The organism is Embleya sp. NBC_00896 (assembly GCF_045207785.1).
GTDB lineage: Bacteria > Actinomycetota > Actinomycetes > Streptomycetales > Streptomycetaceae > Embleya.
The window spans coordinates 4,631,878-4,658,115 of record NZ_CP108776.1 but is presented as its reverse complement, the minus strand read 5'-3'; the positions used below and the strand labels follow the sequence as shown (position 1 = coordinate 4,658,115).

The 26,238-nt window shown below is 71.7% G+C and carries 18 protein-coding genes; 12 read left to right on the top strand and 6 right to left on the bottom strand.

Annotated elements, in window-relative coordinates:
- Positions 1 to 60: 60 nt before the first annotated feature.
- Positions 61 to 1,215 carry a glycosyltransferase gene (locus tag OG928_RS21210; RefSeq protein WP_406286114.1) on the top strand — a complete coding sequence of 385 codons (1,155 nt, stop codon included), beginning with the start codon at positions 61 to 63 and terminating at the stop codon, positions 1,213 to 1,215.
- Between the two features lie 43 nt (positions 1,216 to 1,258).
- On the opposite strand, the gene OG928_RS21205 is transcribed toward OG928_RS21210, so the two are convergent.
- Positions 1,259 to 2,386: a peptidoglycan recognition protein gene (locus OG928_RS21205; RefSeq protein WP_406286112.1), complete on the bottom strand. Its 1,128-nt coding sequence runs from the start codon at positions 2,384 to 2,386 to the stop codon at positions 1,259 to 1,261.
- 126 nt (positions 2,387 to 2,512) lie between these two features.
- Between OG928_RS21205 and OG928_RS21200 the strand changes: the two genes are divergently transcribed.
- From OG928_RS21200 to OG928_RS21175, 6 genes are all read left to right on the top strand, one after another.
- Positions 2,513 to 3,259: a TIGR03089 family protein gene (locus OG928_RS21200; RefSeq protein WP_406286110.1), complete on the top strand. Its 747-nt coding sequence runs from the start codon at positions 2,513 to 2,515 to the stop codon at positions 3,257 to 3,259.
- A gap of 98 nt (positions 3,260 to 3,357) precedes the next feature.
- Positions 3,358 to 4,686, top strand: coding sequence for an LCP family protein (locus OG928_RS21195; protein ID WP_406286108.1), 1,329 nt, complete (start codon positions 3,358 to 3,360; stop codon positions 4,684 to 4,686).
- A 255-nt stretch (positions 4,687 to 4,941) separates the two neighbouring features.
- Entirely contained in the window at positions 4,942 to 6,651 is a 1,710-nt protein-coding gene (locus OG928_RS21190; RefSeq protein ID WP_406286106.1) for an LCP family protein, read from the top strand.
- A 153-nt stretch (positions 6,652 to 6,804) separates the two neighbouring features.
- Positions 6,805 to 8,310 carry an LCP family protein gene (locus tag OG928_RS21185; RefSeq protein WP_406286104.1) on the top strand — a complete coding sequence of 502 codons (1,506 nt, stop codon included), beginning with the start codon at positions 6,805 to 6,807 and terminating at the stop codon, positions 8,308 to 8,310.
- 312 nt (positions 8,311 to 8,622) lie between these two features.
- Positions 8,623 to 10,437, top strand: coding sequence for an LCP family protein (locus OG928_RS21180; protein WP_406286102.1), 1,815 nt, complete (start codon positions 8,623 to 8,625; stop codon positions 10,435 to 10,437).
- 153 nt (positions 10,438 to 10,590) lie between these two features.
- A complete protein-coding gene (locus OG928_RS21175) occupies positions 10,591 to 11,082 on the top strand; it encodes a GNAT family N-acetyltransferase (protein WP_406286100.1) in 492 nt (163 codons plus the stop codon).
- Positions 11,083 to 11,149: 67 nt separating this feature from the next.
- Here the strand turns inward: OG928_RS21175 and OG928_RS21170 are convergent, their stop codons facing one another.
- From OG928_RS21170 to OG928_RS21160, 3 genes are all read right to left on the bottom strand, one after another.
- Positions 11,150 to 11,740, bottom strand: a complete 591-nt coding sequence (locus OG928_RS21170; RefSeq protein ID WP_406291105.1) for an acyltransferase — start codon at positions 11,738 to 11,740, stop codon at positions 11,150 to 11,152.
- 22 nt (positions 11,741 to 11,762) lie between these two features.
- On the bottom strand, positions 11,763 to 13,322 hold the full coding sequence (locus tag OG928_RS21165; RefSeq protein ID WP_406286098.1) for a glycosyltransferase: 1,560 nt from the start codon (positions 13,320 to 13,322) through the stop codon (positions 11,763 to 11,765).
- A 211-nt stretch (positions 13,323 to 13,533) separates the two neighbouring features.
- On the bottom strand, positions 13,534 to 14,610 hold the full coding sequence (locus OG928_RS21160) for a glycosyltransferase family 2 protein (RefSeq protein ID WP_406286096.1): 1,077 nt from the start codon (positions 14,608 to 14,610) through the stop codon (positions 13,534 to 13,536).
- 256 nt (positions 14,611 to 14,866) lie between these two features.
- Between OG928_RS21160 and OG928_RS21155 the strand changes: the two genes are divergently transcribed.
- The 4 genes from OG928_RS21155 to OG928_RS21140 all read left to right on the top strand — a co-directional run bounded on the left by OG928_RS21155 (position 14,867) and on the right by OG928_RS21140 (position 22,718).
- Positions 14,867 to 16,387 carry an LCP family protein gene (locus OG928_RS21155; protein WP_406286094.1) on the top strand — a complete coding sequence of 507 codons (1,521 nt, stop codon included), beginning with the start codon at positions 14,867 to 14,869 and terminating at the stop codon, positions 16,385 to 16,387.
- Between the two features lie 78 nt (positions 16,388 to 16,465).
- Complete coding sequence (locus OG928_RS21150) at positions 16,466 to 17,836, top strand: LCP family protein (RefSeq protein ID WP_406286092.1); 1,371 nt, start codon at positions 16,466 to 16,468, stop codon at positions 17,834 to 17,836.
- Positions 17,837 to 18,040: 204 nt separating this feature from the next.
- Positions 18,041 to 19,873, top strand: coding sequence for an HSP90 family protein (locus OG928_RS21145; RefSeq protein ID WP_406286090.1), 1,833 nt, complete (start codon positions 18,041 to 18,043; stop codon positions 19,871 to 19,873).
- A gap of 10 nt (positions 19,874 to 19,883) precedes the next feature.
- The gene (locus OG928_RS21140) at positions 19,884 to 22,718 is read left to right on the top strand and encodes a hypothetical protein (protein ID WP_406286088.1); all 2,835 of its coding nucleotides are present in this window, start codon (positions 19,884 to 19,886) and stop codon (positions 22,716 to 22,718) included.
- A 45-nt stretch (positions 22,719 to 22,763) separates the two neighbouring features.
- On the opposite strand, the gene OG928_RS21135 is transcribed toward OG928_RS21140, so the two are convergent.
- The gene (locus OG928_RS21135; RefSeq protein ID WP_406286086.1) at positions 22,764 to 23,225 is read right to left on the bottom strand and encodes a DUF6299 family protein; all 462 of its coding nucleotides are present in this window, start codon (positions 23,223 to 23,225) and stop codon (positions 22,764 to 22,766) included.
- 292 nt (positions 23,226 to 23,517) lie between these two features.
- A complete protein-coding gene (locus OG928_RS21130; protein ID WP_406286085.1) occupies positions 23,518 to 24,678 on the bottom strand; it encodes an acyl-CoA dehydrogenase family protein in 1,161 nt (386 codons plus the stop codon).
- 216 nt (positions 24,679 to 24,894) lie between these two features.
- On the opposite strand from OG928_RS21130, the gene OG928_RS21125 reads away from it, so the two are divergent.
- Positions 24,895 to 26,214, top strand: a complete 1,320-nt coding sequence (locus tag OG928_RS21125) for a UDP-glucose dehydrogenase family protein (RefSeq protein ID WP_406286083.1) — start codon at positions 24,895 to 24,897, stop codon at positions 26,212 to 26,214.
- The last annotated feature ends 24 nt before the right edge of the window (positions 26,215 to 26,238 follow it).

Genomic DNA, 26,238 nt, shown 5'->3' with positions numbered 1-26,238 from the left:
TTCGGACCGCCACGGTACCTTCCCGGTTTTGCCCCGAAGTGCGCAGAGCACACTTCACCTATGCGGGTGATGGCGTTCGGCACGTATGACACGACCGTCCACCCCCGGGTGGGAATACTCATCGAGGGCTTGCGGCGCCATGGCATCGACGTGGTGACCTGCAATGTTCCCCTCGGTCACATGGACGCGGGGGTGATGGTCCCGCCGCCCTCGGCGCATCCCGGGATCCCGCGCCAGCGATTGCGGCACGCGCGGTGCATCGCGGAACTGGTCGCCAAGGCCCGCCGGGCACCGCGCCCCGACGTGGTGATCGTCGGCTACCAGGGCCGGCTCGACATCCAGATCGCCCGCCGGTTGTTCCCGAACGTCCCGCTGGTGCTCGACCACCTGGAGAGCGTGGACGACGTCGCCGACCGCAGGGGGCAGGCGGCGCGGGCGGAGCTGCGCAAGGTCGACCGGATCGAGCAGGCGGCGATCGCGGCGGCCCGGTTGGTGCTCGTGGACACCGAGGAGCACCGCCGGGTGCTCGCGCCGCGCGACCGGGACCGGACCGTGGTGGTGCCGATCGGGGCATCGCCGGTGTGGTTCGACGCGGGCCGCGCGGCGGACGCGGCGGACGGGGCGGAGCCCGCGCCGCGCGCCGAACCGGACTTCCGGCGGGGCGAGGACCTGCGGGTGATCTCGTTCGGCCTGTACTCGCCGGTCCAGGGCGCGCCGGTGATCGGTGCCGCGCTGAGCCGCTTGGAGGGCTATCCGATCACCGTGACGATGATCGGCCGGGGTTTGCAGGCGCAGCGAACGAAGGACCTGGTCGGGACGGACGCGCCGCGCACGACGTGGCGGACGTGGGTGCCGGAGGCCGAACTGCCGCCGCTGGTCGCGGAGCACGACGTGTGCCTGGGCGTGTTCGGCACCGGCGCCAAGGCGCTGCGGGTGGTGCCGAACAAGGTCTTCCAGGGCGCCGCGGCGGGCTGTGCGGTGCTGACGTCGGACACCGCGCCGCAGCGCCGGCTGTTCGGCGCGGCCGGGCTGTTCGTGCCCGCGGGCGATTCGGACGCGCTGGCCGACGCGCTGCGCCGGCTCGCCCAGCATCCGGCCGAGGTCGCGCGGCTGCGGGCGGCGGCGGGCGCGCTCGCGCACGAGCGGTTCGTCCCCGAGGCGGTCGTGGAGCCGTTGGTGGAGCGGCTTCGGGAGATGGTCGGCAAGGGGGCCTGAGCCCGCTGAGCCCAGCCGTCAGGCCCCTGTTCGGCATGGTCGGTCAGCCCATCCGGGCGGCCACGTCGGCGCGGATCGCGGGCAGCTTGTCGTAGAGCTTCTGGCCGGGGCACTCGGTGTTGAAGCCGTCGCGATGTCCGGAGATCACGTCGAAGGCGTGGGACGCGCCCTTCTTGTAACGGCTGCCGCTGTCGGCCGAGGTCAGCGCGACCTTGCCGGTGGGGTTGCGATCGCCCAGGCCGAGCTTCCACGCGAGCACGCTCTCGATGCCGTTCAGCATCGCCTCCGGCGGCGTCTTGGAGGTGTACGTGCCCAGCGCGGCCACGCCGGTGGTGTCGGTGTTGAAGCCGAGCGTGTGCGCGCCGAGTACGGCCTTGTCGACGCCGCCGGCGCGGCCCTCGAAGACGGTGCCGCACTTGTCGACGAGGAAGTTGTAGCCGATGTCGGCCCAGCCGTTGGTCTTGACGTGGTAGCGGTAGATCGCGCGGATCACCTTGGCCGACTCGGCGCACGACAGGTCGTTGCCGTCGGCCGTGTGGTGCACGAAGGCGGCCTTGACGGTGTTCGTGTACTTGAAGTTCGTGTCCCGGATCGACTCGTCGGCGCCCCAGTCCTTGCGGGTGACGATCGCGGGCTTGGCGGCACGGCCCTTGACCACCCGGCCGGTGGGACGTTGCGGCCGGGACGGGCGGCGGTCGGCGATCGACTCGCCGGGGTCGACCAGTTCCGCGCGCAGGTCCTGCGGCACGTCGCCGGCGAGCACGCCCACGCGCACCTGGACGCCGTTCGAGCGGCCGACCCAGAACGGTTCGGTGCCGCCGCGACCGACGCCCTCGGCCTGGCCGGTGCCGTCGCCGTTCGCGTGCAGGGCGTGCCACGGGCTCCAGGTGCCGCCGGTGCGCGTGCGCACGTGTACGGCCACGCGCTCGCCCGCGTGCGGGTCGGCCCAGGTGACGCCGAGCAACGAGTAGGCGGCGGTGGCGCGTTCGGCGGTCAGGACCGCGGTGCGGCCCGCGCGCGGCGCGGCGGCGTCCGACTCCTGTTCGATACCGGTCAGCGGGATGGTCACGCTGGAACCGGGGGCGTAGAGGTTGGTGCCGTGCGCCGGCGGCCCTACGAGCGCGGCGGGCACGGTGACGGCGGCGATCGACAACGCGATTCTGGTGTACACGGGCAGGCCCCTCGTCATCCAGGTCAACGAACCTGTACAGCTGCCCGACATCAGCCGATGTTCATGGTAAATGCGACAAATACACCCATTTGACCCATCGATTCGCGGTCTCGATAGGCTGGGCGCATGCCCAACACCCCGGTCGATCAGTTGCGCGTCGCGCTCGCCGCCGACTCCGCGCGGCCCTTCACCACGTTCTACGACGACGCCACCGGCGAGCGGGTCGAGCTGTCGGTCGCGACGTTCGACAACTGGGTGGCCAAGACCGCGAATCTGCTGCGCGACGACCTCGCGGTCGAGCCCGGCGCGCGGGTGTCGCTGCTGCTGCCCGCGCACTGGCAGACGCAGGTGTGGCTGCTCGCGGCCTGGTCGCTCGGCCTGGTGGTGACGTTCGACGGGGATCCCGCCGACGCCGACGTCGTGGTGTCGGGGCCGGACACGCTCGATCGCGCCGCCGCGTGCCCGGGCGAGCGGGTCGCGCTCGCGCTGCGGCCGATGGGCGGGCGGTTCCCGACGCCGCCGGCGGGCTTCCTGGACTACGCGGCCGAAGTCGCCGGGCACGGCGACCGCTTCGTGCCTTACGGTCCGGTCGGCGCGGACGATCCCGCCCTGGCGACGGCCGGCCGGACGCTGACCGCCGGCGAGGTCGCCGAGGAGGGCGCGGCCGCCGCGCGGGAGTGGCGGCTCGTCCCGGGCGACCGGGTACTCACCTCTTTGAGCTTCGCCCGAACGGGTGGATTGCGCGCGGGCCTGCTCGCACCCCTTGCCGCGTCCGTCCCGGTCGTCGTGTGCCGTCACCTGGATGAATCCCTGCTGGACCGGCGAATCGAGGCGGAGCGCGTCACGCGCGCCGTCACCCGTTCCGCCGACTAGTCCATGACAAGACGGGTCGTGCTGCGCTTTCGTGGCCCCGACCGCCTGTAACGCACCGGGGCCGGCGGTCCCTCAGCAGGCGGGGAGGCGTTGGGTTCATGGGTTCGTGGGATCACCTGTATCGGCCCGAGGGCACGACCGAGCCCGACACCCCGGCCCCGCAGGTTCCCCCGGTCTCCGTCGAGACCCGGCCCGTGTCCGCCTCGGGGCGGGCCGCCGCGCGGCGTGCCCGCAAGAAGCGCAATCGGCGCCGCAAGGTGTTCATCCCGATCGGGGTCGGCGTCTCGATCGTCCTGCTGACCGGCGTCTCGGCCGCCTACGTCGCGTACCAGCGGTTCAACGGCAACCTCAGGACCGACTCGGTCGGCGACAAGCTCAACGCCGACCGCCCCGACGTGGGCGGCAACGGCACGGGCAAACCGATGAACCTGCTGATCATCGGCTCGGATTCGCGCGCGGGCGGCAATCGCGCGCTCGGCGGCGGCGGCGACAACGGCGAACGCTCCGACACCACCCTGTTCGTGCACCTGTCCTCGGATCGCCGGCACGCGGTGGTCATGAGCATCCCGCGCGACCTCCTGGTCACCGTCCCGTCCTGCGTGGCCAGGGACGGCACCCGGTCCGTGGAACAGCGCGGGGCGATGTTCAACTCGGCCTTCGAACTCGGCGGCGCCGCGTGTACGCGCAACACCGTCGAGAAGGTCACCGAGATGCGCGTGGACCACCACATCATCGTGGACTTCTCGGGATTCAAGGGCATGGTCGACGCGGTGGGCGGGGTCGAGATCTGTCTGCCGCGGAACGTGCAGGACCACCAGGGCAACATCTCGCTGTCCGCCGGGCGGCGCAAGGTGCACGGCAGGGAGGCGTTGGACTACGTACGCCTGCGACACGACATCGGGCTCGGCGGCGACGGCAGCGACCTCGGCCGGATCAAGCGCCAACAGGCGTTCGTGGCCTCGCTCGCGAAGCAGATCCGCAGCAGCGACACGCTCACCGATCCGTCCAAGGTCTTCGCCCTCGCCGATGCGCTGACCAAGTCGATCCGCGCCGACGAGGGCCTCGATTCGGTCAAGGACCTGGTCGAACTCGCGCGCGGAATGAGCGATCTGGAGACGAAGGACATCACGTTCGCGCACGTCCCGGTGTACAACCCGCCGGAGAACCCCAACCGGGTCGCGCTCGTCCAGCCCGAATCGCGCCGCTTGTTCGACGCGATCAACCACGACGAGCCGCTGGACGGACGGCGCAGGGTCGCCCCGCCCTCGGCCGGGGCGAGCGCGGCGGGCGCACCCGCGCGGCAGTCGGCGGGGACCGTCGGGGCGGACGCCGGGTCGGATCCCGCCGCGGCGGCGTCCGAACCGCCGAAGGCACCGGTCAGGGCCGGCACCCGGGACGCCGATCAGGACATCTGCAAAGCCAACTGACGAGGTGTCACCCATTTCGCGGCGAGACGCCCACCTTCCCTCCCGGACGTACGGCGGCGCACGGTAGCGTGCTCGCCGATGTGCGGCTGCTCTGACACGTTTCGTTACGACTTCCGTCTGTGACCTGCATCACAGGCCGAACAACATACGCAACTCAGGGAAGTGGCAGCACGTCTATCAGTGCAGCGACCGCCCCATGTGCGGTTCGTCGCTCGTGATCAGCGTTGAGCGCCCCGGGGAAAGAGCAGACACGACGTGAGTGAAAGTGAACGGGACGGCAAGCAGGCCGAACCCGGCCGGAACGCGAGCCCGGAAACGGCGCCGGACGAACCGACCGAACCCGAGATATCGGGCGCGTCGACATCGGCCGAGCCGGCCGAGGCAGTCGACGCGGTCGAAGGAGGCGGGCCCACCGAACCGGCCGCGTCAGGCGAACCGGACGAACCGGTCGCCGTGGCACCGGTGTCGGAGGCCGTCGTCTCGGCGGCCGACACCGCTACGCCCGTAGCGTCCGAGGTGCCCGCGGCCGGCGCGCCCGAGGCCGGCGCCACGCCCGCCGCGCCCGCGGGCCTGGACCGGTTGGCCCGCCGCGACCGGCGCCGCCGCGTGTACAAGCGCGTACTGATCGGCGTCACCGTCACCGTCGCGCTGTGTCTGGTGGCCGGCAGCGTCGCGGCCTACGTGCTGTATCGCAAGCTCGACGGCAACATCACCACCGAGGACCTGACCGCGAAGATCGGCCCGGAGCAGGAACGACCGCCGGTCGTCGCGCACGACGCGGTCAACATCCTGCTGATGGGCTCGGACGACCGCAGCGGCGACAACAAGACGTACGGCGACATCGGTGAGGGCACCAAGCGCTCCGACACGACGATCCTGATGCACCTCGCCGCCGACCGGAAGAGCTCGGTCGCGATCAGCATCCCGCGCGACCTCATGGTCGACATCCCGTCCTGCGTACGGGACGACGGCAGCAAGTCGCGCGCGTATCGGGACCAGTTCAACCACGCCTTCGAGATCGGCGGCGCGGCCTGCACGATCAAGACGATCGAGCAGATGACGAGGATCCGCGTCGACCACCACATCGTGATCGACTTCTCCGGCTTCAAGCAGATGGTCGACGCGGTGGACGGCGTCGACGTATGCCTGCCCGAACCGATGCGCGACACCGCCGCCAAGCTCGACCTGCCGGCGGGCAAGCAAAAGCTCGACGGCGAGGAGGCGCTCGCGTACGTGCGCGCCCGCAAGAACGTCGACGACGGCAGCGACACCCAGCGGATGACCCGGCAGCAGCGTTTTCTCGCCGCGCTCGTTAAGAAGGTCAAGGTCGGCGACCTGCTGACCCAGCCGTGGAAGTTGTACAACCTCCTCGACGCCGGAACCCGGTCGATCACCGCCGACCCGGGGCTCAGCTCGCTTGAGGACCTGATGGACCTGCTCGACAGCATCAAGGGGATCCCGAACGAAAGGGTCGCGTTCCTCACCGTGCCGCGGCAGCCGTACCGGCTGGACACCGACCGCGACGAGCTGGTCCAGCCCAAGGCGAACCGACTGTTCGACGCCATCCGCCTCGACCGCGTCGCGGTCGGCGCGGCCGTCACCGGCAAGGACGACAACGGCTTCGAGAACAACGGCGACGTGCGGATCGAGCAGTCGGCGACCCCGGCCCCGTCCGCGCGCACGACGATCGACGAGAACGGCGATCGCGTGACCGTCCCGCCGAGCGCGCCCGCGTCGGGCGAACGCGGCAAGGGCACGAACACGCGGTCCCCCTCGGGATCCGAGACGCCGAGCGCGTCGGGCACCGCCGACCCCTCGGGCGCATCGGGCACGTCCACTTCCACGGCCGACCCGACTTCGACAGGCGGCACTGCCCCGTCGGCCCAGCCGACCTCCGCCGCGGACAAGAGCCCGATCGTCACCGTCTCGGGGCGTACGGCGGAACAGGACGTGTGCTCGGGCTGATTCCGACGCCGCATCAGGGAGGGCCGGCGCACGACCGCGAGTCGCGCGCCGGCACGTTGCCGGAGGGGACGCGAGCACATGGGCACGAACACGGATACGGAGGTCGGGGAGCACGCGGGACCCGGCAGGTGGGGCAGACGCAGAGAGAGCACAGTGAAGAAGCGCCTCAAATGGATCGCGATCTCCGTGGTCGGCTTCCTGCTGGTCCTGGCCGGGAGCGCGTACGGGTACATCCAGTACCTGAACGGCAAGCTGCACCACACCCAGATCACCGCCGACAAGGACGGCCGACCACCGGCCGCCGCCAAGGACTCGCAGGGCCGAAGTCCGATGAACATCCTGCTGATCGGCAACGACAGCCGCGTCGGCGAGGGGCGGCGCTACGGCGCGGAAGGGCACGAGGGACTCGCCGACGTCGCGATCCTGATGCACCTGTCCGCCGACCGCTCCAACGCGACGCTGGTGAACATCCCCCGCGACACGATGGTGGACATCCCGCGCTGTGAGATCGGCAAGGGCAAGGACAAGAAGGTCACCGAGGCCCGGTTCGGTCAGTTCAACGACAGCTTCCGCAGTATCGGCGCGTCCTGCACGGTCGCGACCGTGGACCGGATGCTCCAGGTGCGGACCGACCACTACATCGAGGTCGACTTCAAGGGCGTTCGGGATCTGACCGACGCGGTCGGCGGGGTACCGATCTGCCTCGACGCGCCGATCCACGATCCGGTGCTCTCCGGCCAGCGCGGTGGTACGGGCCTGGAACTCCCGGCCGGGCCCAACAACCTCAGCGGCAACGACGCGCTGCAATTCCTGCGCGCGCGGCACGCGTTCGGCGACGGCAGCGACCTGGCCCGGATCGAGGCGCAGAAGGTCTTCCTGATGGCGCTGGCCCGCGAGCTCAAGAACAACGCGAAGCTGTCCAACGTCGACGGGATGTTCAAGATCGCGAACAGCGCGGTGAGCGCGCTGACGGTCGACAACGACCTGGCCGGCGTGGACAAGCTGATCGACCTGGCCGACGAGATCAAGAAGGTCCCCGAGAAGCGGATGGCCTTCACCACGCTGCCGACCGAGACGTACCGTCCGGCACCGGACCAGGTACAGCCGCGGCGGCCGGCCGCAGACAACCTGTGGGCCGCGATCCGCGCGGACCGCCCGTTGACCGAGGGCGATCCGGCCGCCGATCCGCCGCCTCCGCCCGTGACCGTCCCGCCGTCCGCACCGCCGCAGACGATCGCGCCGGCCGACGCGGCCAAGATCAGGGTGACCGTGGACACCGGTACCGCCAAGAAGCGGATCACACCGGTCGTCGAAGCGCTCAAGGAGAAGGGCTTCAAGGCCACTTCGGGCACGACGATGCCGGACGGCCGAGAACACGCCAACAGCAGGATCACCTACCCCGAGGGCAAGCAGGATCAGGCCAAGGCGATCGCGACGGCCCTGGGCCTGCCGGAGACCGCCCTGGAGGTCGCCCGCTCCGGCGACACCACGATCGAACTGCTGATCGGCGCGGACCTGCCGGAACGCGACCCGAACGGCTCGCCCACGCAGGGCTCGTCGAGCACCCCGCCCGGCGCCCCGCCGGAACCGCCCAAGGCCACCGATCTGAACCTGGAGACGGCCGACAACACGAAGTGCGCATCACCGCGCAAGAAGTAGCACCGGCACGGTCGGGGGGATCGTGGGGACATCGAGCGACATCGCTCCGCCACGATCCCTCTCGACCGGCTGACGATTGATCAGGATCCATCGAGTGACAGGTTTTGCACCTTTTCTGATGATCCGAGTGCCAACGAAGCGCAGTCGTTGTGACCATGGCGAGATCTCGCCGGTTATGGTGGCTGCTCCATACCGACCACCACGTACCACCGACAGGTTCCGCGCGTCTGGCTCCGGAGCCCCGGTGTCGCCATACGAGGGCCGCGCGCAGCCGGGGGCCGTGTCAGCGGGAACAGCCGGAGGGATCTCGGCGTGAACAGAGGCAACGGGCCGCACCGTGGCGCGCCTGGGGACAACGATCCCCTGGGCGGCATGGACGACGCGGATGTCGCGGACATGTGGGTGATGAACCCGGACACCGGCAGCTTCGAGCTGCGGGCACCGGGCGGAGGCGGTACGACCGGCGGCAGAGCCGACGGTCCGGCCGCCGGCGCCGACGTGCCGAACCCACGACGCCGGGACGCGGGGCCCGAGACCCGGCGAGCGCCGGCCGTCGCGGCGGCCTCCGCGTCCTCCGCGGGCGCCGACGGCCCGCCGCGCCGACGCGACCGCGCGGGCACCGCCCCGACCGGCCGCGCCGGGGCGCGCAACAGCACGCCGACCAAGAGCAAGGTGAAGAAGCGCCTCAAGTGGATCGCGATCACCGTGGTCGGCCTGATGGTGGTCCTGGCCGGCAGCGCGTACGGGTACATCAAGTACCTGGACAGCAAGATATCGACGACCCAGAAGAACGCGGGCAGCGAAGGCATCCCGAAGGGCGAGGAGGACGCGTTCGGGCGCAAGGCCCTGAACATCGTGCTGATCGGCAACGACAGCCGTAAGGGTCTCGGCAAGAAGTACGGCGCGGCCGAGCACACCGAGGGCCTGGCCGACGTCACGATCCTGATGCACGTCTCGGCCGACCGCTCCAACGCGACGCTGGTCAGCATCCCGCGCGACACCATGGTGCAGATACCCAAGTGCGTCGTGGACGGAAAGACCTACCCGGCGTCGAACGGGCCGCAGTCGTTCAACGAGAGCCTGGCCAACGGCGGTCCGCCGTGCACGGTGTCGACCGTCGACAAGATGCTCGGGGTCCAGGTGGACCACTACATCATGATCGACTTCACCGGCGTGAAGAAGATGACCGACGCCGTGGACGGCGTGGACATGTGCATCTCCGAGCCGATCAACGACCCGGTCCTGCCGAACGGGCAGGGTGGCACCGACCTCAAGCTCGACAAGGGCGACCAGAACCTCAGCGGCGAGACCGCGCTGAAGTTCCTGCGCGCGCGGCACGCGTTCGGCGACGGCAGCGACCTGGCCCGGATCAAGGCGCAGAAGGCGTTCCTGATGGCGCTCACGCGCAAGCTCAAGAGCAGCGCGTCGCTGACCAACGTCGACGGGATGTTCAAGCTCGCCAACATCGCCGTGTCGTCGCTGACGGTGGACAACGGCCTCGGCGGCGTGGACAAGCTGATCTCGCTGGGCAACCAGCTGAAGAAGGTGCCCGAGAAGCGGATGGCGTTCACGACGCTGCCGATCGAGGAGTACCCGCCGATGGCCAAGTCGAAGGTGCAGCCCAAGCAGCCCGAGGCGAGCAACCTCATGGCGATGCTGCGTACGGACACCCCCCTGACCGTGGGTGAGAAGCCGGCGACCGAGCAACCGCCGGCGACGACTCCCGAGGCGCCGAAGGTGGACCCGGCGACGATCAAGGTCGACGTCCGCAACGGCAGCGGCGTGTCGAAGCGGGCCAACGAGGTGGCGACCGACCTCGTCTCCCGCAAGTTCGTCGCGGTCAGCGCCGGCAACGCCAGGGACGGCAAGCCGCACGCGACCAGCACGATCACGTATCCCAAGGGCCAGCTGGACGGCGCCAAGGCCCTGGCCGCCGCGACGGGCCTACCGGACACCGCGCTGATCGAGAGCACGTCGACGACGCTGACCCGGTACGAGGTGCTGATCGGCAAGGACTATCCGGCCACGGCTCCCCCGGACATGACGAAGCCGTCGAGCGAGCCGCCGAAGAACATCGATCTGGAGACGGCGGACAAGAACGTGTGCGCGCCGAAGAAGAGCCGGTAGGCGACAAGCACGGCACGATCGCGGCCGGCCGCCCGCGCCCCTGATCGGGGGCGTCGGGGGCCGGCCGCGGGCGTGTGTGGGCGCGGGGTGTCCGCCGGTACCGGCTCGCCGATCCGGTTGACGCGGGTCGCCGGTCGCGGTCACGCTCCGGGGGTGGACAACGCGCGGGTGCGGCTGCACCGCTTGGACGAGGACCTGTTGGCGGCGCTCCTGGACACGGCCGTGGCCGATGCCGATCCGCTGGAGGTCATGCCGCCGGTGGACGGCCCGCCGGGCTGGACCGCCGACCGCCGCGCCGCGTTCCTGGCCTTCCACCACGAGTGGGCCGCGACCCCGACCACGTACGCGATCCTGGTCGCCGACCGCGTGGTGGGCGCGGCCCGCCTCCAACCGGGCCCGGACGGCGCGTTGGAGACGGGCCTGTGGATCGGCCGCTCACACCGCGGCCAGGGCGTGGGCAGCGCGGTGGTGGCCCTCCTGCGCGCCGAGGCCGAGTCCCAGGGCGCCCCCCGAATCGTGGCAAGCACGACGGACGCCAACACGGCCGCACAACGCCTGCTGACAGGCGCGGGAGCCCGGGTCCACCACCGAGCCCACCCACACCCGAACGGCGACACCATCGACGCGACACTGGACCTGGACTGAGACGGCGCCCGCCGCGGAACGCGCGCGGGCGGCGTCGAGGACCGCGACCGGACAGGGCGGGCGCAGCTCAGTCGACCGGCTTCGTCGGGCTCAGTGCGCCGGCGCGTTCCGTGTACAGCTCGCCCGTTTCCGGGCAGCGCCAGTGGGTGCCGCCCGCCTGGGTCAGGGGGTGGCCCGCCCTGCCCACCCACTTGACGCGGCGGGCCGGGACGCCGGCCATCAGGGCGAAGTCCGGGACGTCGCGGTGGACCACCGCGCCCGCCGCGATCAGCGCCCACCGGCCGATCGTGACGCCGGCCACGACGACGCTGCGGGCGCCCACCGAGGCGCCCTGACGGACCGTCACGCCCTGTGCCCGCCAGTCCTGTTCGCCCTTGAGAGCGCCGTCGGGGGTGACCGCGCGCGGGTACATGTCGTTGGTCAGGACGACCGCCGGGCCGATGAAGACGCCGTCCTCGATGATCGCCGGTTCGTACACCAGGGCGTGGTTCTGCACCTTGACGTTGTCGCCGATCCGCACCGCCGGACCGACGTACGCGCCGCGCCCGATCACGCAGTTCGTGCCGAGGACCGCGTCCTCCCGGATCTGGGCCAGGTGCCACACCCGGGTGCCCGCGCCGATGATCGCCGATTCGTCCACGTCCGCGCTCGGGTCGATTGCCACACCCGAACGCTAGTGGTCACTCCGCGGCCACGCCCAGGAAATCGGCCAGGACGCGGGCCGAGCGCCGGCCGTCGTGGTGCTCCTCGACGTAGGCCGGGCCGCGCGCGGCGAGTTCGCGGGCCGGGTCCGGCTCGGCGACGACCCGCTCCAGGACCTCCGCCAGGGTGTCCGGGTTCGCGTTCAGGATCGGTACGTCGGCCGGCAGGTGCCCGGTCGCCGACTCGTGCAGGTAACAGATCGTCAGCCGGCCCGCCGCGAGCGCCTGACACGACGTCATGCCGTAGGCACCACACGCGAATTGGTCGAGCACCACGTCGGCATCCGCGATCAGTCCCGGGAGTTCGGCGGCCGATCGGTGCAGGATCCGGCGGTACTCGATCAGCCCGATGTCGTGCAGCCGGTGCAGCGTCGGTTCGATCCGCGCGGTGCCCCGCAGGAACGGGCTCGTCATCGCGTGCACGACGACCGGGCGTTCGCGCTCCAGCACCGGCGCTTCGGTGCGCCAGAGCGCCGGATCCAGCGTCGCGGGCAGCCACAGCGCGTCCGGGACGTCCGCGATCAGGTCCGGCGTGGCCACGAACGTCGGCACGGCCAGCTCGCGCAGCATCGGCAGCAGCCGGTCCACCTTGGCCTGGAGCGCGTGGGTCAGCTCGTGCCGCGGATCGAACGGCGAGAACTCGACCCGCGCACGGTGCCTCGCGGGGTCGCGGATCTCCGAGCCGTGCAGGACCAGCCCGAGCGCGATCCCGGCCGCGCGCAGTTCGGCCGCGTCGGCGTCCACCCACGAGCCGCCGAGCCGGCCGAACGCGGGCATCCCGCACTCGGCGAGCACGTGCGTGTAGCGGTCGAGGACGTGCCCGAGCCGGCCCAGCTGCCACCGGGTGGACAGCCAGTCGTCGGTGCCGATCGTGTGATCGGCGGGGTGACCGAGCGTGTTGGCCGACGCGAGCGCGGACGCCTCGGCGCGGACGCCCGGCAGGTGCCGCTCGACCGCGCGGGCCCACGCGTACCCCTGCCCGCCGGTGTTGGTGGGCCCGATGCCGAGTACGGGGGCCGGGGCTGCCGGGGCCGCCGGGGCCGGCCTCGGGTCGGGGTCGGAGCCGGCCGCGAACGCACGCACGTACGGCTCGTACGCCTCGGCGCAGCGGGCCGCCCACGTGTCCGCGTCCCGCTGCGCGTCCGCGCGATGGGTGCGCCGGACCGCCTCCAGGTCGCGCTGGGCCATGATCCGGCGCAGGCCCTTGAGGACGCCGCCGGCGCCGTCCACCGCCGCCACGGCGGCCCGCGCGGCGGCCAGTTCGGCGGCCTTGGCCGGATCGACCGGCACCCGCAGGGAGCGCACCACGCCCGACTCGGTGACCTCGACGGACGTGTCGACCTCGACCGTCTCGGCGGGTCCGACGCGCAGCACGTACGCGCCCTCGACCGCTGCCTCGGCGTCCTCGTCACCCACGCCCGTGTGGGTGACCACGACCCGCCGCAGCCGTTCGGGCGGCCCGGGCGCGCGATCCTCCGCGGCCTGCCGGGCATCCGGGATGGCCACACCCGCGGCCACAGCCGAGTCCCTGTCGCTCATTGCCGTCGTCTCCCAAGGCCGTGCCGACGCTTCACAGACTGTCACCGGGGACGGGCGGTGAACAGGCGGCCACGTTACTTGGCTTTACCGGAAGGACCCGGTTTCCGGCCGGGGAAACGGCGAGTCGTCGGCGGAGCGACGCCTCGCGGACGCGCGTCGGCCCGGGCCGCACGCGCGCGACCCGGGCCGACGAACAGCGGACGACGTCCTGTCAGTCGAGCTCTTCCGCCTGCTTCTCGGTGCCCGCCTCGACCCGGTCGGCAAGGCTCTTCGGGCTGGTCAGGAAGCCCGCGCCCCACGAACCGTGCATCGTGGCGAGCACGCCGGGCAGGCGTACCAGCGCGTTCGGGCGCAGGTCGCGGCCCTCCCACGCGGCGCCGGCCAGGATGCCCGCCGCGTACCCGCCCGGCAGCAGCCAGCCGGCCTTGCGCCCGGACAGGCCCACGACCGCGCCGGCGGCGACGGCGGCGAGCGCGGCCGGCGGCGCCAGGTAGCGCAGGTTGACCGAGCCCTGGTGGTGCCGGGAGACGACCCGGCGCCAGCGCCCGTAGTTGTAGTACTGCTTGGCGAGCGCCTTGGTCGTCGGTCGCGGCCGATACGAGACCTTGAGCTCCGGCGAGAACCAGATCAGGTAGCCCGCCTGGCGGATCCGGTAGTTCAGCTCCCAGTCCTGGGCGCGCTCGAACTCCTCGTTGTAGCCGCCCAGTTCCTCCAGCACCTCGCGCCGGAAGACGCCGAGGTACACGGTGTCGGACGGACCCGCGCCGCCACCGGTGTGGAAGCGCGCGTTGCCGACGCCGAGCTTGGAGGTCATCGCGCGGGCGACGGCCTCCTCGTACGGGGTCGTGCCCTCGGCGTGCATGAGGCCGCCGACGTTGGCCGCGCCGGTTTCGGCGAGCAGCCGGACGGCGGTGGAGATGTAGCCGGCCGGCAGGATGCCGTGGCCGTCCACCCGCACGACGACGGGATGCTTGGACGCCCCGATCGCGGCGTTCAGCGCGCTGGGCGTGCGGCCGGTGGGGTTGGGGACCGTGTGCACCCGCGGGTCGCGCGCGACCAGGCGGGCGGCGATCGCGTCCGTGTCGTCCGTGGACGGCCCGAGCGCGATCACGACCTCGATCTCGCCGGGGTAGTCCTGCGCGAGGACTCGACCCACGGCCTCTTCGAGGTGCCGGGCCTCGTTGAGCACCGGCATGATCACGGAGACGGACGGTTTTTCGGGGAGCGGCTCCGCCACCGTGCGAGCGGGAAGCTCGGGCGTGGCGGGCTCGTCGGCGGTGGGATTCATCGCCTCGGAGCGTACTGCGAACGGACCCGTCGGCGGGCACCGACCGACTGGGGGATGGTGTGCGGCCCTCGGCGTGCCGTCCCGATTCCCGGTCCGTCCCGCTTTACCGTGGTTCGACGCCCCACCGCAACCGCGGCGCGACGCGCAGGCGTCCTTTGGGTGTACGCGGGTACGGATGGCATCCACACGGCGCGCCGGGACGGTACGCACCGAACGGTCGGACGAGAACGGCCCGCGAGGAGGGACAACCGCACCCATGGCGACGACAGGCGGCCGGTCCCCGGCGCGAACCACGAACGGCGACCGGAGCGGGCGCAACGTCGGCCGCAACTGGTTCGTCCTGGTCACCGGCGTGCTCGCGGCGGCGATTCTGGTCAGCAGCGGCATCGGTTGGGCCTGGGTGAAGCACTTCGACGGGAAGATCGAACGGATCGACCCGTTCAAGGGCCTCGACAACCGACCGGACACCGGTTCGGGCAAGGACCTCAACTTTCTGATCGTCGGCTCGGACAACCGCGCCGGCATCCCCAAGTCCACGCTCGAGAAGCTGCACGCCGGCGGGGAGTCGTGCGACTGCACCGACACGCTGATGATCGTGCACCTCAACGGCAAACGGGATCGCGCGACGATCACGAGCCTGCCGCGGGACAGCTACGTGGAGTTCCCCGCGCACCGGGACAAGGCCACCGGCCAGCAGCGCGGCCCCTCCAAGGGCAAGATCAACGCGGCCTACACGCTGGGCGGGCCGCCGCTGACGGTCGCCACGGTCGAGCAGGCCACCGGGATTCGGATCGACCACTACATCGAGGTCAACTTCCTGTCGTTCGTGAGCGTCGTGGACACCCTCGGCGGCATCGAGATGTGTACGCCCAAACCGCTGCGCGACCCCAAGTCCGGCCTCGACCTGCCCGCCGGCACCAGCAAGCTGGACGGCGTCAGGGCCCTGCAGTTCGTTCGGGCCCGATACATCGCCAGCGACCCGACCGGCGACATCGGTCGCACCCAGCGCCAGCAGAAGTTCATGACGCAGGTGCTCGCGAAGGCCACCGCCTCCGGCACCCTGACCGACCCGCTGAAGCTCAAGAACGTGCTCGACGCGGTGCTCGGCTCGATCAAGGTCGACGAGGGCATGAGCCCGCAGAACTTCCTGGACCTGGGCAGCAAGCTCAAGAACCTGTCGAACTCCGGCGTCACCTACGCGCAGGTGCCGCTCAAGAGCATGGACCACCAGGTCCCCGACTGGGGCTCGACGGTGCTGTGGGACGACGTGAAGGCGCGGGGCCTGTTCCAGGCGATCCGCGACGACAAGGACCTGATCGCGCCGCCGAAGGCCGACACACCGGGCGCGACGAACGCCCCGGTGTCCTCCGGGCCCGTGCCGGTCGAGGTCGCGCCGAACGAGATCTCGGTACAGGTCTACAACGGCACCGCCACGTCCGGCCTGGGCACGCGCGTCCACGACGATCTCAAGGGCGCGGGTTTCGCGATGGTCGGCGCGCCGCGCAACTCGACCGCGACCGACGGCGTGCGCACCATCATCCGGTTCGACCCAAGGTGGAACCGCTCGGTCAAGACCGTCCAGGCCGCGCTCCCGGGCTCGGTCCTGGAACCGGTGACCGGGCTCGGCCGGACGATCGAGGTCATCGCGGGCTCGTCGTACGCCGGGGCGGCCCAGGTGCGGGTCGGCAACGTGCCCACCGAGCAGCCCGCCGACACCGCGACGCCGAATCCGGCATACTCCGCCAAATCCGGCGACGAGGTCTCGTGTAAGAAGTGAGCATCAACTGTGGAACAGATGGTCGATGAGATGGGCTTTCGGTTGCTTCAGGGCTGATCGAGTGAAAGCTTCGATCCCATGAACAATTGGCCGCCGGGATGGGCGGATGGCGACCAACAGCCGCAGCAGCCCCCTCCGGGAACGATTCCGGCCCGCCCCGCGGGCCACACGCCCGGCGGTTATCCGCCGGCGCCGGACGCCGACCCGACCGCGGTGCTGCCACCGCAATCGGGTGGGCCGCCGGCCGGCGCGATGCCGGTACAGGCGCCCGACGGCTACCCGCCCCAGCCGCCGATCGGCGGTGCGCACGGCGCGCCGCCGGCACCGGTGGGGCCGCCTCCGCAGCGGTCGCCGGCGGGTCCCGGCGGCCCCGACGACCCCGACGGTCCGGGTGGACCCCGTGGCCCCGGCGGTCCGGGCGGCCCCGGCGGCCCGTCGCGCCGCGGCTCGGGGCGTGCGGCCGGCCCGGTCAATTGGAAGAAACGCATCCTCATCGGGCTCGGCGTCTTCGTCGTCCTGGTGATCGTGTTCTGCACGGTCACGTACTTCTGGGCCAGTTCGCAGATCCGGCACCAGGACGTGCTCGACAACTACGAGGGCCGGCCCAAGGCGTCCGCGGGCACGACCTGGCTGATCGTCGGCTCGGACAGCCGCGAGGGGCTCGACGCGGAGGACCGCAAGAAGCTGCACACGGGCAAGGCCGCGGGCAAGCGCACCGACTCGATGATGCTGCTGCACAAGGGCAAGGGCGGCACCGTCCTGATCAGCCTGCCGCGCGACTCGTACGTGGAGATCCCCGCGTACAAGAAGAACGGCAAGACCGTGAAGCCGCAGAAGAACAAGCTGAACGCGGCCTTCGACTTGGGCGGTGCGTCGCTGTTGGCGCGGACCGTCGAGATGTCGACCGGCATGCGGCTCGACCACTACGCGGAGATCGGGTTCGGCGGCTTCAACAACATCGTCGACGCGATGGACGGCGTGGACATCTGCCTCAAGAAGCCGATCCAGGACAAGGACTCCGGCGCCGACCTCAAGGCCGGTTGCCAGACGCTCGACGGCGCGCAGGCGCTCTCGTTCGTCCGGGCCCGCCACTTCGACGCGAATCAGGACATCGGCCGGATGGAGCGGCAGCAGCAGTTCCTCGGCGCGATCGCGAAGAAGGCCAAGTCACCGGGCATCCTGCTCAACCCGTTCAGCGCGTTCCCGGTCGCCGACGCCTCGCTCGGCTCGGTGATCGTGGACGACGACGCCGGCCTGTTCGACCTGTACGGCCTGTTCAAGGACATGGGCAGTCTGTCCGGCGGCAACGGCGTCAGCACGACGGTGCCGATCGCGAATCGGGACTACACCGTGGGCAAGATGTCCACCGTGTTGTGGGACGACAAGGGCGCCAAGGCGCTGTTCCAGGCACTGCGTGACGGGCGCACCGTGGATTCGCCGAAGAAGTAGGCCGGCGGCCGCACGTTCCCTCGCGGCCGGGACCGGTTCGGAGGCTCGCTCCGGACCGGTCCGGTCGGAGCCGGTCGGGGGTCCGGCCCGGTTGCGACCAGGTTCCGGCCCCGGGAGTGACTCGCCGCCTGTCCCCGCCGTTTCGTACCATCAGCACTCGGCCGGGACCGGCCGGCGAACCTGCCCCGAGGTGACGAACCCCGTATGAACGACGCCGCGATACCCGCCGCAGACCACACCTTCCAGGTCGATCTGCGCGGTCTGGTCGACCTGTTGTCGCACCACCTGTACTCCAGTCCCCGCGTGTACCTGCGCGAACTGCTGCAGAACGGCGTCGACGCGGTCACCGCGCGGCGCTCCGCGACCCCGGACGCCCCCGCGGCGATCACGATCACCGTCGAGGGCGGCGGGCTTCGGGTCGAGGACACCGGCGTCGGGCTGACCGAGGCCGACGTGCACCGCTTCCTCGCGACGATCGGGCGCAGTTCCAAGCGGGACGCGCTGGAGAGCGCGCGCCGGGACTACATCGGGCAGTTCGGCATCGGGCTGCTCGCGTGCTTCGTGGTCGCCGACGAGATCACCGTGGTGACCCGCTCGGCGCTGGTGGACGCGCCGCCCGTGGAGTGGAAGGCCGGCTCCGACGGCCGGTACACGGTCCGCACGTTGGACCCGATCGAGCGGCGGGAGCCGGGCACCACCGTGTTCCTGACGCCGCGTCGGGGCAGCGAGCAGTGGTTCACCGCCGAGCGGGTGATCGAGCTCGCCCGCGACTTCGGCGCGCTGTTGCCGTACGAGGTCACCGTCGTCGCCGGCGCGGACCGCACGCCGATCACCGAAACGCCGGCGGTCTGGGACCGCTCCTACCCGACGGCCGGGCTGCGCCGGGCCGCGCTCACGGCCTACTGCGAGTCCCGGTTGGGCTTCACGCCGCTGGACGTGATCGACCTGGACGTGCCGCTCGCGGGCGTGCGCGGCGCCGCGTTCGTGCTGCCGGAGGCGGTCAGCCCGGCGATGCGCGGCAAGCACCGCGTACACCTCAAGGGGATGTTGCTCACCGAGAACGCCGACGGGCTGCTGCCCGACTGGGCGTTCTTCGTGCGCTGCGTCGTGGACACCGACACGCTGCGACCCACCGCGTCCCGCGAGAGCCTGTACGACGACGAGTCGCTGGCCGGCGTGCGGGAGGCGCTCGGCGGGCACATCCGGGACTGGCTCGCGGACGTCGCCGCGCACGACCAGGCACGCCTGGCACGGTTCCTGAGTGTGCATCACCTCGGCGTGAAGGCGCTCGCCCGGCACGACAACGAGCTGCTGCGACTGGTGCTGCCGTGGCTGCCCTTCGAGACCACCGACGGGCGGATCGCGCTCGACGAGTTCGCCCGCCGGCACCCGGTCGTGCACGTGACGTCCTCGGTCGAGGAGTACCGGCAGGTCGCGCCGATCGCGGCGGCGGCCGGGCTGGGGGTGGTCAACGGCGGCTACACGTACGACCTCGACCTGGTGTACCGGCTGCCCGACATCCGGCCCGGCACGACCGTCGCCGAGCTCGACCCGGACACCGTGACCGCGCACCTGGACTCGGTCGACCCGGCCGCCGAATTGGCGGCGGCCGCCTTCCTCGCGCACGCGCGCGCCGCGCTGGATCCGCTCTCGTGCGACGTGTCGCTGCGCACCTTCCAGCCGGTCGGCGTGCCCGCGCTGCTGCTCGACGGCCGGGACGCGCGCGGCGAGCGGGGCCGGGCCGAGGCCGAGCAGGACGCGGCCGGGCGCGGCGACGACCTCTGGTCGGGAATCCTCGGCTCGCTTCGCGGCCAGGGCCCGCGCGCGCAGCTCGTGCTCAACCACCTCAACCCGCTGGTCCGCCGGATCGCCGGGCTCGGCGACCCCGAGCTGGCCCGGGCCGCGGTCGAAGGGCTGTACGGCCAGGCGCTGTTGCTCAGCCACCGGCCGCTCACATCGGCCGAGACCGGCCTGCTCGGCCGCTCGTTCCTGGGCCTGCTCGAGCGCGCCGTCCACCAGCCGAACCCCGGTGAATAGGAAGCTTTCGATGGAAATCCGTGACGACGCCGGGTTCTTCGCCGCGCTGGACGCGAACGAGGAACTGCCGTACGGCAAGGGCCGCTCCGCCCGGGCCGAGGAACTCGTCGTGGTGGCCGAGCGCATGGGCAGCGACGCGAACCTCGCGTGGGCGCTGCTGCGACTGATCACCGCGTACAACTACGGCGGCGAGTCGCCGCGCACGCCGGTCCCGCTGTCGCGGCTGCTCAAGCTGTGGGACGAGCACCCCGAGGGGTTCGACGAGCAGCTGACGCACCATCTGTTCTGGGACCTCAAGTGGATCACCAGCTCGCTGCTGTCGGTGCCCGAGGTTCCGCTGCCCGCGATCCGCGGCTATCTCACGGACATGGAACGCCGCTACCGCACGGCCGGACACAGCCTGCGGCCCGTGCACCAGAGCCGGTTCTACCTCGCGCGACACCTCGGGGACGACGCGGAGAGCGCCGTCGCCTTCGACGCGTGGCTCGCGGCGGATCGCGATCGGCTCGCCGACTGCGACGCGTGCGAGCGGCGCGAGCAGGCCCGCTGGCTGATCGCGCGCGGCACCGACGCGGACGCGCTCGAACTGCTCGCCCCGACCCTGGCCGGAACGCTGACCTGCGCCGAGGAGCCGCAGATCTCGCTCGCGACCTCGATGCTGCCGCTCGTGCGCGAGGGCAGGCCGGACGAGGCGCGGGCGCACCACCTGCGCGGCTACCGCTCGGTGCGCGGCAAGGTCAGCACGTACGGCGCCGTCGCCGAGCACATCGAGTTCTGCGCGCTGACCGGCAACGAGGGCCGCGGGATCGAGATCCTCGCCGAGCACCGCGCGTGGTTGGAGCGCCCGCAGAGCGACCCGTCCGACCACTCCGACTTCCTCGCGGGCGTCGCGGTGCTGCTGCGCCGGCTCGTCGCGGTCGGCGGGCCCGAGTTGGTGGTCTTCGAGGACACCTCGGCCGGCGCGCTGCGCGACACGGTCGAGCGCGAACTGTTCGAGATCACCGCGCGTTTCGACGCGCGCAACGGGAACGACGCGGTGACCACGCGGGTGCGCAAGCGGCTCGGGGCCGCGCCGGTGGCGAAGTCGCTGCCGTTGGGCCTGCGTTCGGTCAAGGTGGCCGAGCCCCGATCGATCGAGCCGGCCGCCCCGGCCGTCGAGGCGGGCGGCGACGCTGGCGAACTGCTGGCACACGCACGCGAGTTGGACGAGCAGGGACATCCGCGTTCCGAGGCCGCCTGGCGGGACTACGCGGCGGCCGCGCGGGCCGAGGGGCTGGAGGTGGACCCGTTCGCGCTCGCGGCGATCGCCGAGGCGCGGGGTGTCGAGCTGGTCGAGGAGGGCGAGTTCGCGGCCGGCGTCGCGGAGCTGGTGCGGGCCGCGGCCGGCTACGCGGCGGCGGACGCGCCCGGGCGTGCGGTCGGGGCCGAGGTGCGGATCGCGATGGCCCGGTTCCGGGGCGAGGAGCCGGACGCCGACGAGCTGTTCGACGCCGCCCGGGCCAGGGCCGCCGAGCTGCTGCGGGACGGGCTCGCCGACGCTGCACCGCTCGCGCTGGTGCTGCACCACCGCGCGATCGTCGCGATGGCGACCGAGGCCGACGACGTCGACGAACTCCTCACCGAGCTGCACGATCTGGGCCGTGACCACGACCTGAAGCACCGTCAGGCGGCGGCGCTGCACATCCGGGCCGAGCGTCTGCTGCGAGCGGATCGCACGGCGGCGGCCGAGGCCGACCTGAGCGCCGCGATCGCGCTCTGCCGCGAGGCCGAACGGCCTTGGTTGGCCTGTCGACCGCTGTTCCTGCGCAGCCAGGTCCAGATGCACCTGGGCGAGCCGGCGGCGGCCGAGGCGGACATGCGCGGGGCGCTGGAGACGGCGGCCTTCTTCACCGAGCCGCAGTTCCCGGCCGGCCACGCGCTGACGATGCTCGCCAACGCGATCGGCGCGCAGAACCGGCCCGAGGACGCGCTGCCGTACGCGCTGGAGGCCGCGCAGGTCTTCGACGACGAGGGCGACCCCGAGATGGCCGTGGCGTGCCGCAGCGGCGCGGTGCGGATGTTGTTCGGCCTCGGGCGCGACGCGGAGGCGGCCGCGATCCTGGAGGAGCTGCTCCCGGACGTCGAGGAGCACCACGGGGCCGAGCACGCGCTGCACGAGCGGTGGGCACTCGGCCTGTGCCTGCGCCGGCTCGGCGACAACCGGGAGGCGGCCCGCCACCTCTCGATGGCCGCCGAGGCCGCGACGAAGGTCGCGGAACGCGCGGTCCAGGCCGAGATCGCGGTCGCGGCGGCGCACGCGCTCGACGACGCGGGGATGGCGCCGCAGGCCCAGGCCGCGTTCGGGCGGGCGATCGAACTCCTGCGCGCCGAGGGGGATCTCCGCGAGACGGTGCGCGCGCTGCGGGCGAAGGCGTGGAACATCGCGGGCAGCACCGATCGGGAGGACCCGTCGGGCGTGGACCGCGCGATCGCGCTGTTCGGGGAGGCGCTGCGCGAGCTCGCCGGCGCCGCGGACGAGCACGATCCCGCAATGGTGGCGGCCGAGCACGCGAGCACCCAGCACCAGCTCGCCCACCTGCTGGCCCGGGCTGACCGGCTCTCGCCCGCGCGCGACGCGGCCGACCGGGCGGCGACCGCGTTCGAACCGCTCCTGCCCGAGGACACGGAGGCGTATCTGGACGCCGTCCAACTCGCCGCGCGGATCGAGGCGTTCGGCCTGGACGAGCGCCCGGCGGCGGTGGCCAGGCTGGACGCGGCGCTCGCGGTGTGCGCGGCGGCCGACGTGGCGGAGGCGGCGGAGGTGTCCGAGGTGACGAAGCTGCGGGCGGAGTTGACGCAGGACTGAGCATCGTCGCCCGGGACCGCGCGACGGGCCCGGGCGACGAGCCGCCTACCCGCGCTCGACGACCACGTCGCGCGCGTGGGTCGCGAGGACGTTGGGCAGCAGCGGGATGACGCCGCCCGTCGGTTCGAGTTCGAGCAGGGTAGCCTCGCCGCGGGCGGCACCGGGCTCGATGGCGACGCGGGTCTGTTCGGTGTTGCTCCACCTGTGCTCGTTCCCGTCACAGGTGGCGACGCTGCCGCCGATCGAGGCGTCCCGGCCCTGCTGACGCACCTTGCCGCCGACCAGGACGGTGCCGCTGTGCCCGGAGCACCGGTAGGTGCCGGAGACGGTGACGGCGCCGTCCTCCCCGACCCGCACGGTGCGATCGATCGAGATCCGGTCACCCCCGGCGCGATCCATGCCGCGATCGAGCGTGTGCGCCTGCGCGGCAACGGGCGAAAGCGCGAGCACGAGACCGGCGAATCCGGCCGACACAACGATGGACGTACGACTGCCTGTGATGATCATGCCGTCGCCAACGACGCGCCCCGGAGAAGGTTCCGGCCGTGCGTACGGATGGGCGAACGGCCGCCGTCCCCGGGCGGCCATGCCCGCCCGGCCATCTCACGAGCAACTCCACCGACGTCGTCTCCGTCCCGGAGGAAGACCGATGCCGGCATCCGGCATCCGCCTGCGCAAGCACGACTCGGCGCCGCAGATGTCCCCGTCGGCGGCCCGCGACATCGATCGGCCGCCCCGGTGGATACCGTCCTCGTGGACGGTTACTCGGGGCGGCCGACTACATCGAGATTGCCATGCGTCAACGCGGCAGGTTGCGGGCCATCACGATCCGCTGCACCTGATTCGTGCCCTCGTAGATCTGCGTGATCTTCGCGTCGCGCATCATCCGCTCCAGCGGGTAGTCCCGGGTGTAGCCGTAGCCGCCCAGGAGCTGGACCGCGTCCACGGTGATCTCCATCGCCGCGTCGGACGCGAAGCACTTGGCCGCGGCGCCGTGGAAGGTCAGGTCGGCGTCGCCGCGCTCGGACTTGGCCGCCGCCGCGTAGGTGAGCTGGCGGGCCGCCTCCAGCTTCATCGCCATGTCCGCGAGCATGAACTGGATGCCCTGGAAATCGGCGATCGCCTTGCCGAACTGCTTGCGCTCCTGCACGTACCCCTTCGCGTAGTCCAGCGCGCCCTGCGCGATGCCCAGCGCCTGGGCGGCGATCGTGACGCGCGTGTGGTCGAGCGTCTTCATCGCGGTCGCGAAGCCGGTGCCCTCGGCGCCGATGATCCGGTCGGCGGGGATGCGCACGTTGTCGAGGTAGACCTCGCGCGTCGGCGAGCCCTTGATGCCGAGCTTCTTCTCCGGGGCACCGAACGAGACGCCCTCGTCCGACTTCTCGACCACGAACGCCGAGATGCCCTTCGAGCGCTTCTCGGGGTCGGTCACGGCCATCACCGTGTAGAACTCGGACACGCCCGCGTTGGTGATCCAGCGCTTGACGCCGTTGAGCACCCACGAGTCGCCGTCGCGCACCGCGCGGGTCTTCATCGCGGCGGCGTCCGAACCCGCCTCGGGCTCGGACAGGCAGTACGAGAACATGCCGTCGCCCCGCGCGACCGCGCCGAGGTAGCGCCGCTTGAGGTCCTCGGACCCGGACAGCATCACCGGCATGGTGCCGAGCTTGTTGACCGCGGGGATCAGCGACGAGGACGCGCACACGCGCGCGATCTCCTCGATCACGATGACGGTCGCCAGCGCGTCCGCGCCCGAGCCGCCGTACTCCTCGGGGATGTGGACCGCGTGCAGATCGTTGGCGGTGAGCGCGTCGAGCGCCTCCTGCGGGAATCGGCTCCGCTCGTCGACCTCTGCGGCGTGCGGAGCGATCTTCGCCTCGGCGAGCGCGCGGACCGACTCGCGGAGCATGTCGTGCTCCTCGGAAACGCGGAAGAGGTCGAAGTCTTTACGTCCGGCCACGGGTGCCTGCCTCTCGACATGAAGATTTTTATTACCGCTCAGTAAACAACATACGCGCCGACAATTATTCAGCCGTACCCGCTCGGCGCCCGTCTCATCTCGGTCCCGGTTGGGCGACGGCGCCCCGATCCCGGCGGATACGATCCATTGCGGACGCCGTCCGTCCCCGGTCCACCAAGGTCCGCTCCATCCCGACGAAGAAGTCAGGTGACGTACGTGGCACCCCGCATCACGGTCATCGGTACCGGCTACCTGGGCGCCACGCACGCGGCGTGCCTGGCCGAGCTGGGATTCGAGGTACTCGGGATGGACGTGGACCCCGACAAGGTGGCCACCCTCGCGAGCGGACGGGTGCCGTTCTGGGAACCGGGGCTCGAAGAGCTGATGGCCCCGCACGTCGCGTCGGGGCGACTGCGCTTCACGACCGACGTCGACGAGGTCGCGGCCTTCGGCGACGTGCACTTCGTGTGCGTGAACACGCCGCAGCGCAAGGGCGAGTTCGCCGCCGACGTGTCCTACATCGACGCGGTCGTGGACACGCTCGGCCCGCTGCTGGAGCGCCCGTGCCTGGTGGTGGGCAAGTCCACCGTCCCGGTCGGCACCGCCGAGCGGCTCGCCACCCGGCTCGCCGAGCTCGCGCCGGCCGGGGTCGCGGTCGAGCTGGCCTGGAACCCCGAGTTCCTGCGCGAGGGCTACGCCGTCCAGGACACCCTGCACCCGGACCGGCTCGTGATCGGCGTGCGCTCGCGGCACGCGGAGGACGTGCTGCGCGAGGTGTACGCGACGTTGCTCGCCGAGGGCGTGCCGATGGTGGTGACCGACTTCGCCACGTCCGAGCTGGTCAAGACCGCCGCGAACTCGTTCCTGGCCACCAAGATCTCGTTCATCAACGCGATGGCCGAGGTGTGCGAGGCCGCCGGCGCCGACGTCGAGCAGCTCTCCGAGTCGCTCGCGCTCGACCCGCGCATCGGCGGGCGCTTTCTCAAGGCCGGCCTCGGCTTCGGCGGCGGCTGCCTGCCCAAGGACATCCGCGCCTTCATGGCCCGGGCCGGGGAACTGGGCGCCGACCAGGCACTGACGTTCCTGCGCGAGGTCGACGCGATCAACATGCGCCGTCGGTTCCGGATGGTCGACCTCGCCCGCGAGCAGTGCGACGGCAGTTTCCTGGGCCGCCGGGTGGCGGTCTTCGGAGCCGCCTTCAAGCCCAACTCGGACGACATCCGCGACTCGCCGGCGCTCAACGTCGCCGCCCAGGTGCAGCTCCAGGGCGGCGAGGTGACCGTGTACGACCCCAAGGCGATGGACAACGCCCGCAAGATGTACCCCGGCCTGACGTACGCGGAGACCGCGTTCGACGCCGCTCGCGGGGCGCACGTGGTGCTGCATCTGACCGAGTGGCCGGAGTTCCGCGAGATGGATCCGGCCGCGCTGGGCGAGATCGTCGCCGAGCGCCGCGTACTCGACGGGCGCAACGCCCTCGACCCCGTGCGCTGGCGCGGCGCAGGATGGACCTACCGGGCACTCGGTCGCCCCTGAGTAGCCGGCCCGCCCCGGGGGCAC

What these genes read in the sequence shown, in the direction of transcription:
- OG928_RS21210 (WP_406286114.1), top strand. Translation starts at nt 61, where the DNA reads ATGCGGGTGATGGCGTTCGGCACGTATGACACGACCGTCCACCCCCGG.
- OG928_RS21135 (WP_406286086.1), bottom strand. Translation starts at nt 23,225, where the DNA reads ATGATCATCACAGGCAGTCGTACGTCCATCGTTGTGTCGGCCGGATTC.
- OG928_RS21145 (WP_406286090.1), top strand. Translation starts at nt 18,041, where the DNA reads ATGAACGACGCCGCGATACCCGCCGCAGACCACACCTTCCAGGTCGAT.
- OG928_RS21200 (WP_406286110.1), top strand. Translation starts at nt 2,513, where the DNA reads ATGCCCAACACCCCGGTCGATCAGTTGCGCGTCGCGCTCGCCGCCGAC.
- OG928_RS21155 (WP_406286094.1), top strand. Translation starts at nt 14,867, where the DNA reads ATGGCGACGACAGGCGGCCGGTCCCCGGCGCGAACCACGAACGGCGAC.
- OG928_RS21195 (WP_406286108.1), top strand. Translation starts at nt 3,358, where the DNA reads ATGGGTTCGTGGGATCACCTGTATCGGCCCGAGGGCACGACCGAGCCC.
- OG928_RS21165 (WP_406286098.1), bottom strand. Translation starts at nt 13,322, where the DNA reads ATGAGCGACAGGGACTCGGCTGTGGCCGCGGGTGTGGCCATCCCGGAT.
- OG928_RS21140 (WP_406286088.1), top strand. Translation starts at nt 19,884, where the DNA reads ATGGAAATCCGTGACGACGCCGGGTTCTTCGCCGCGCTGGACGCGAAC.
- OG928_RS21150 (WP_406286092.1), top strand. Translation starts at nt 16,466, where the DNA reads ATGAACAATTGGCCGCCGGGATGGGCGGATGGCGACCAACAGCCGCAG.
- OG928_RS21160 (WP_406286096.1), bottom strand. Translation starts at nt 14,610, where the DNA reads ATGAATCCCACCGCCGACGAGCCCGCCACGCCCGAGCTTCCCGCTCGC.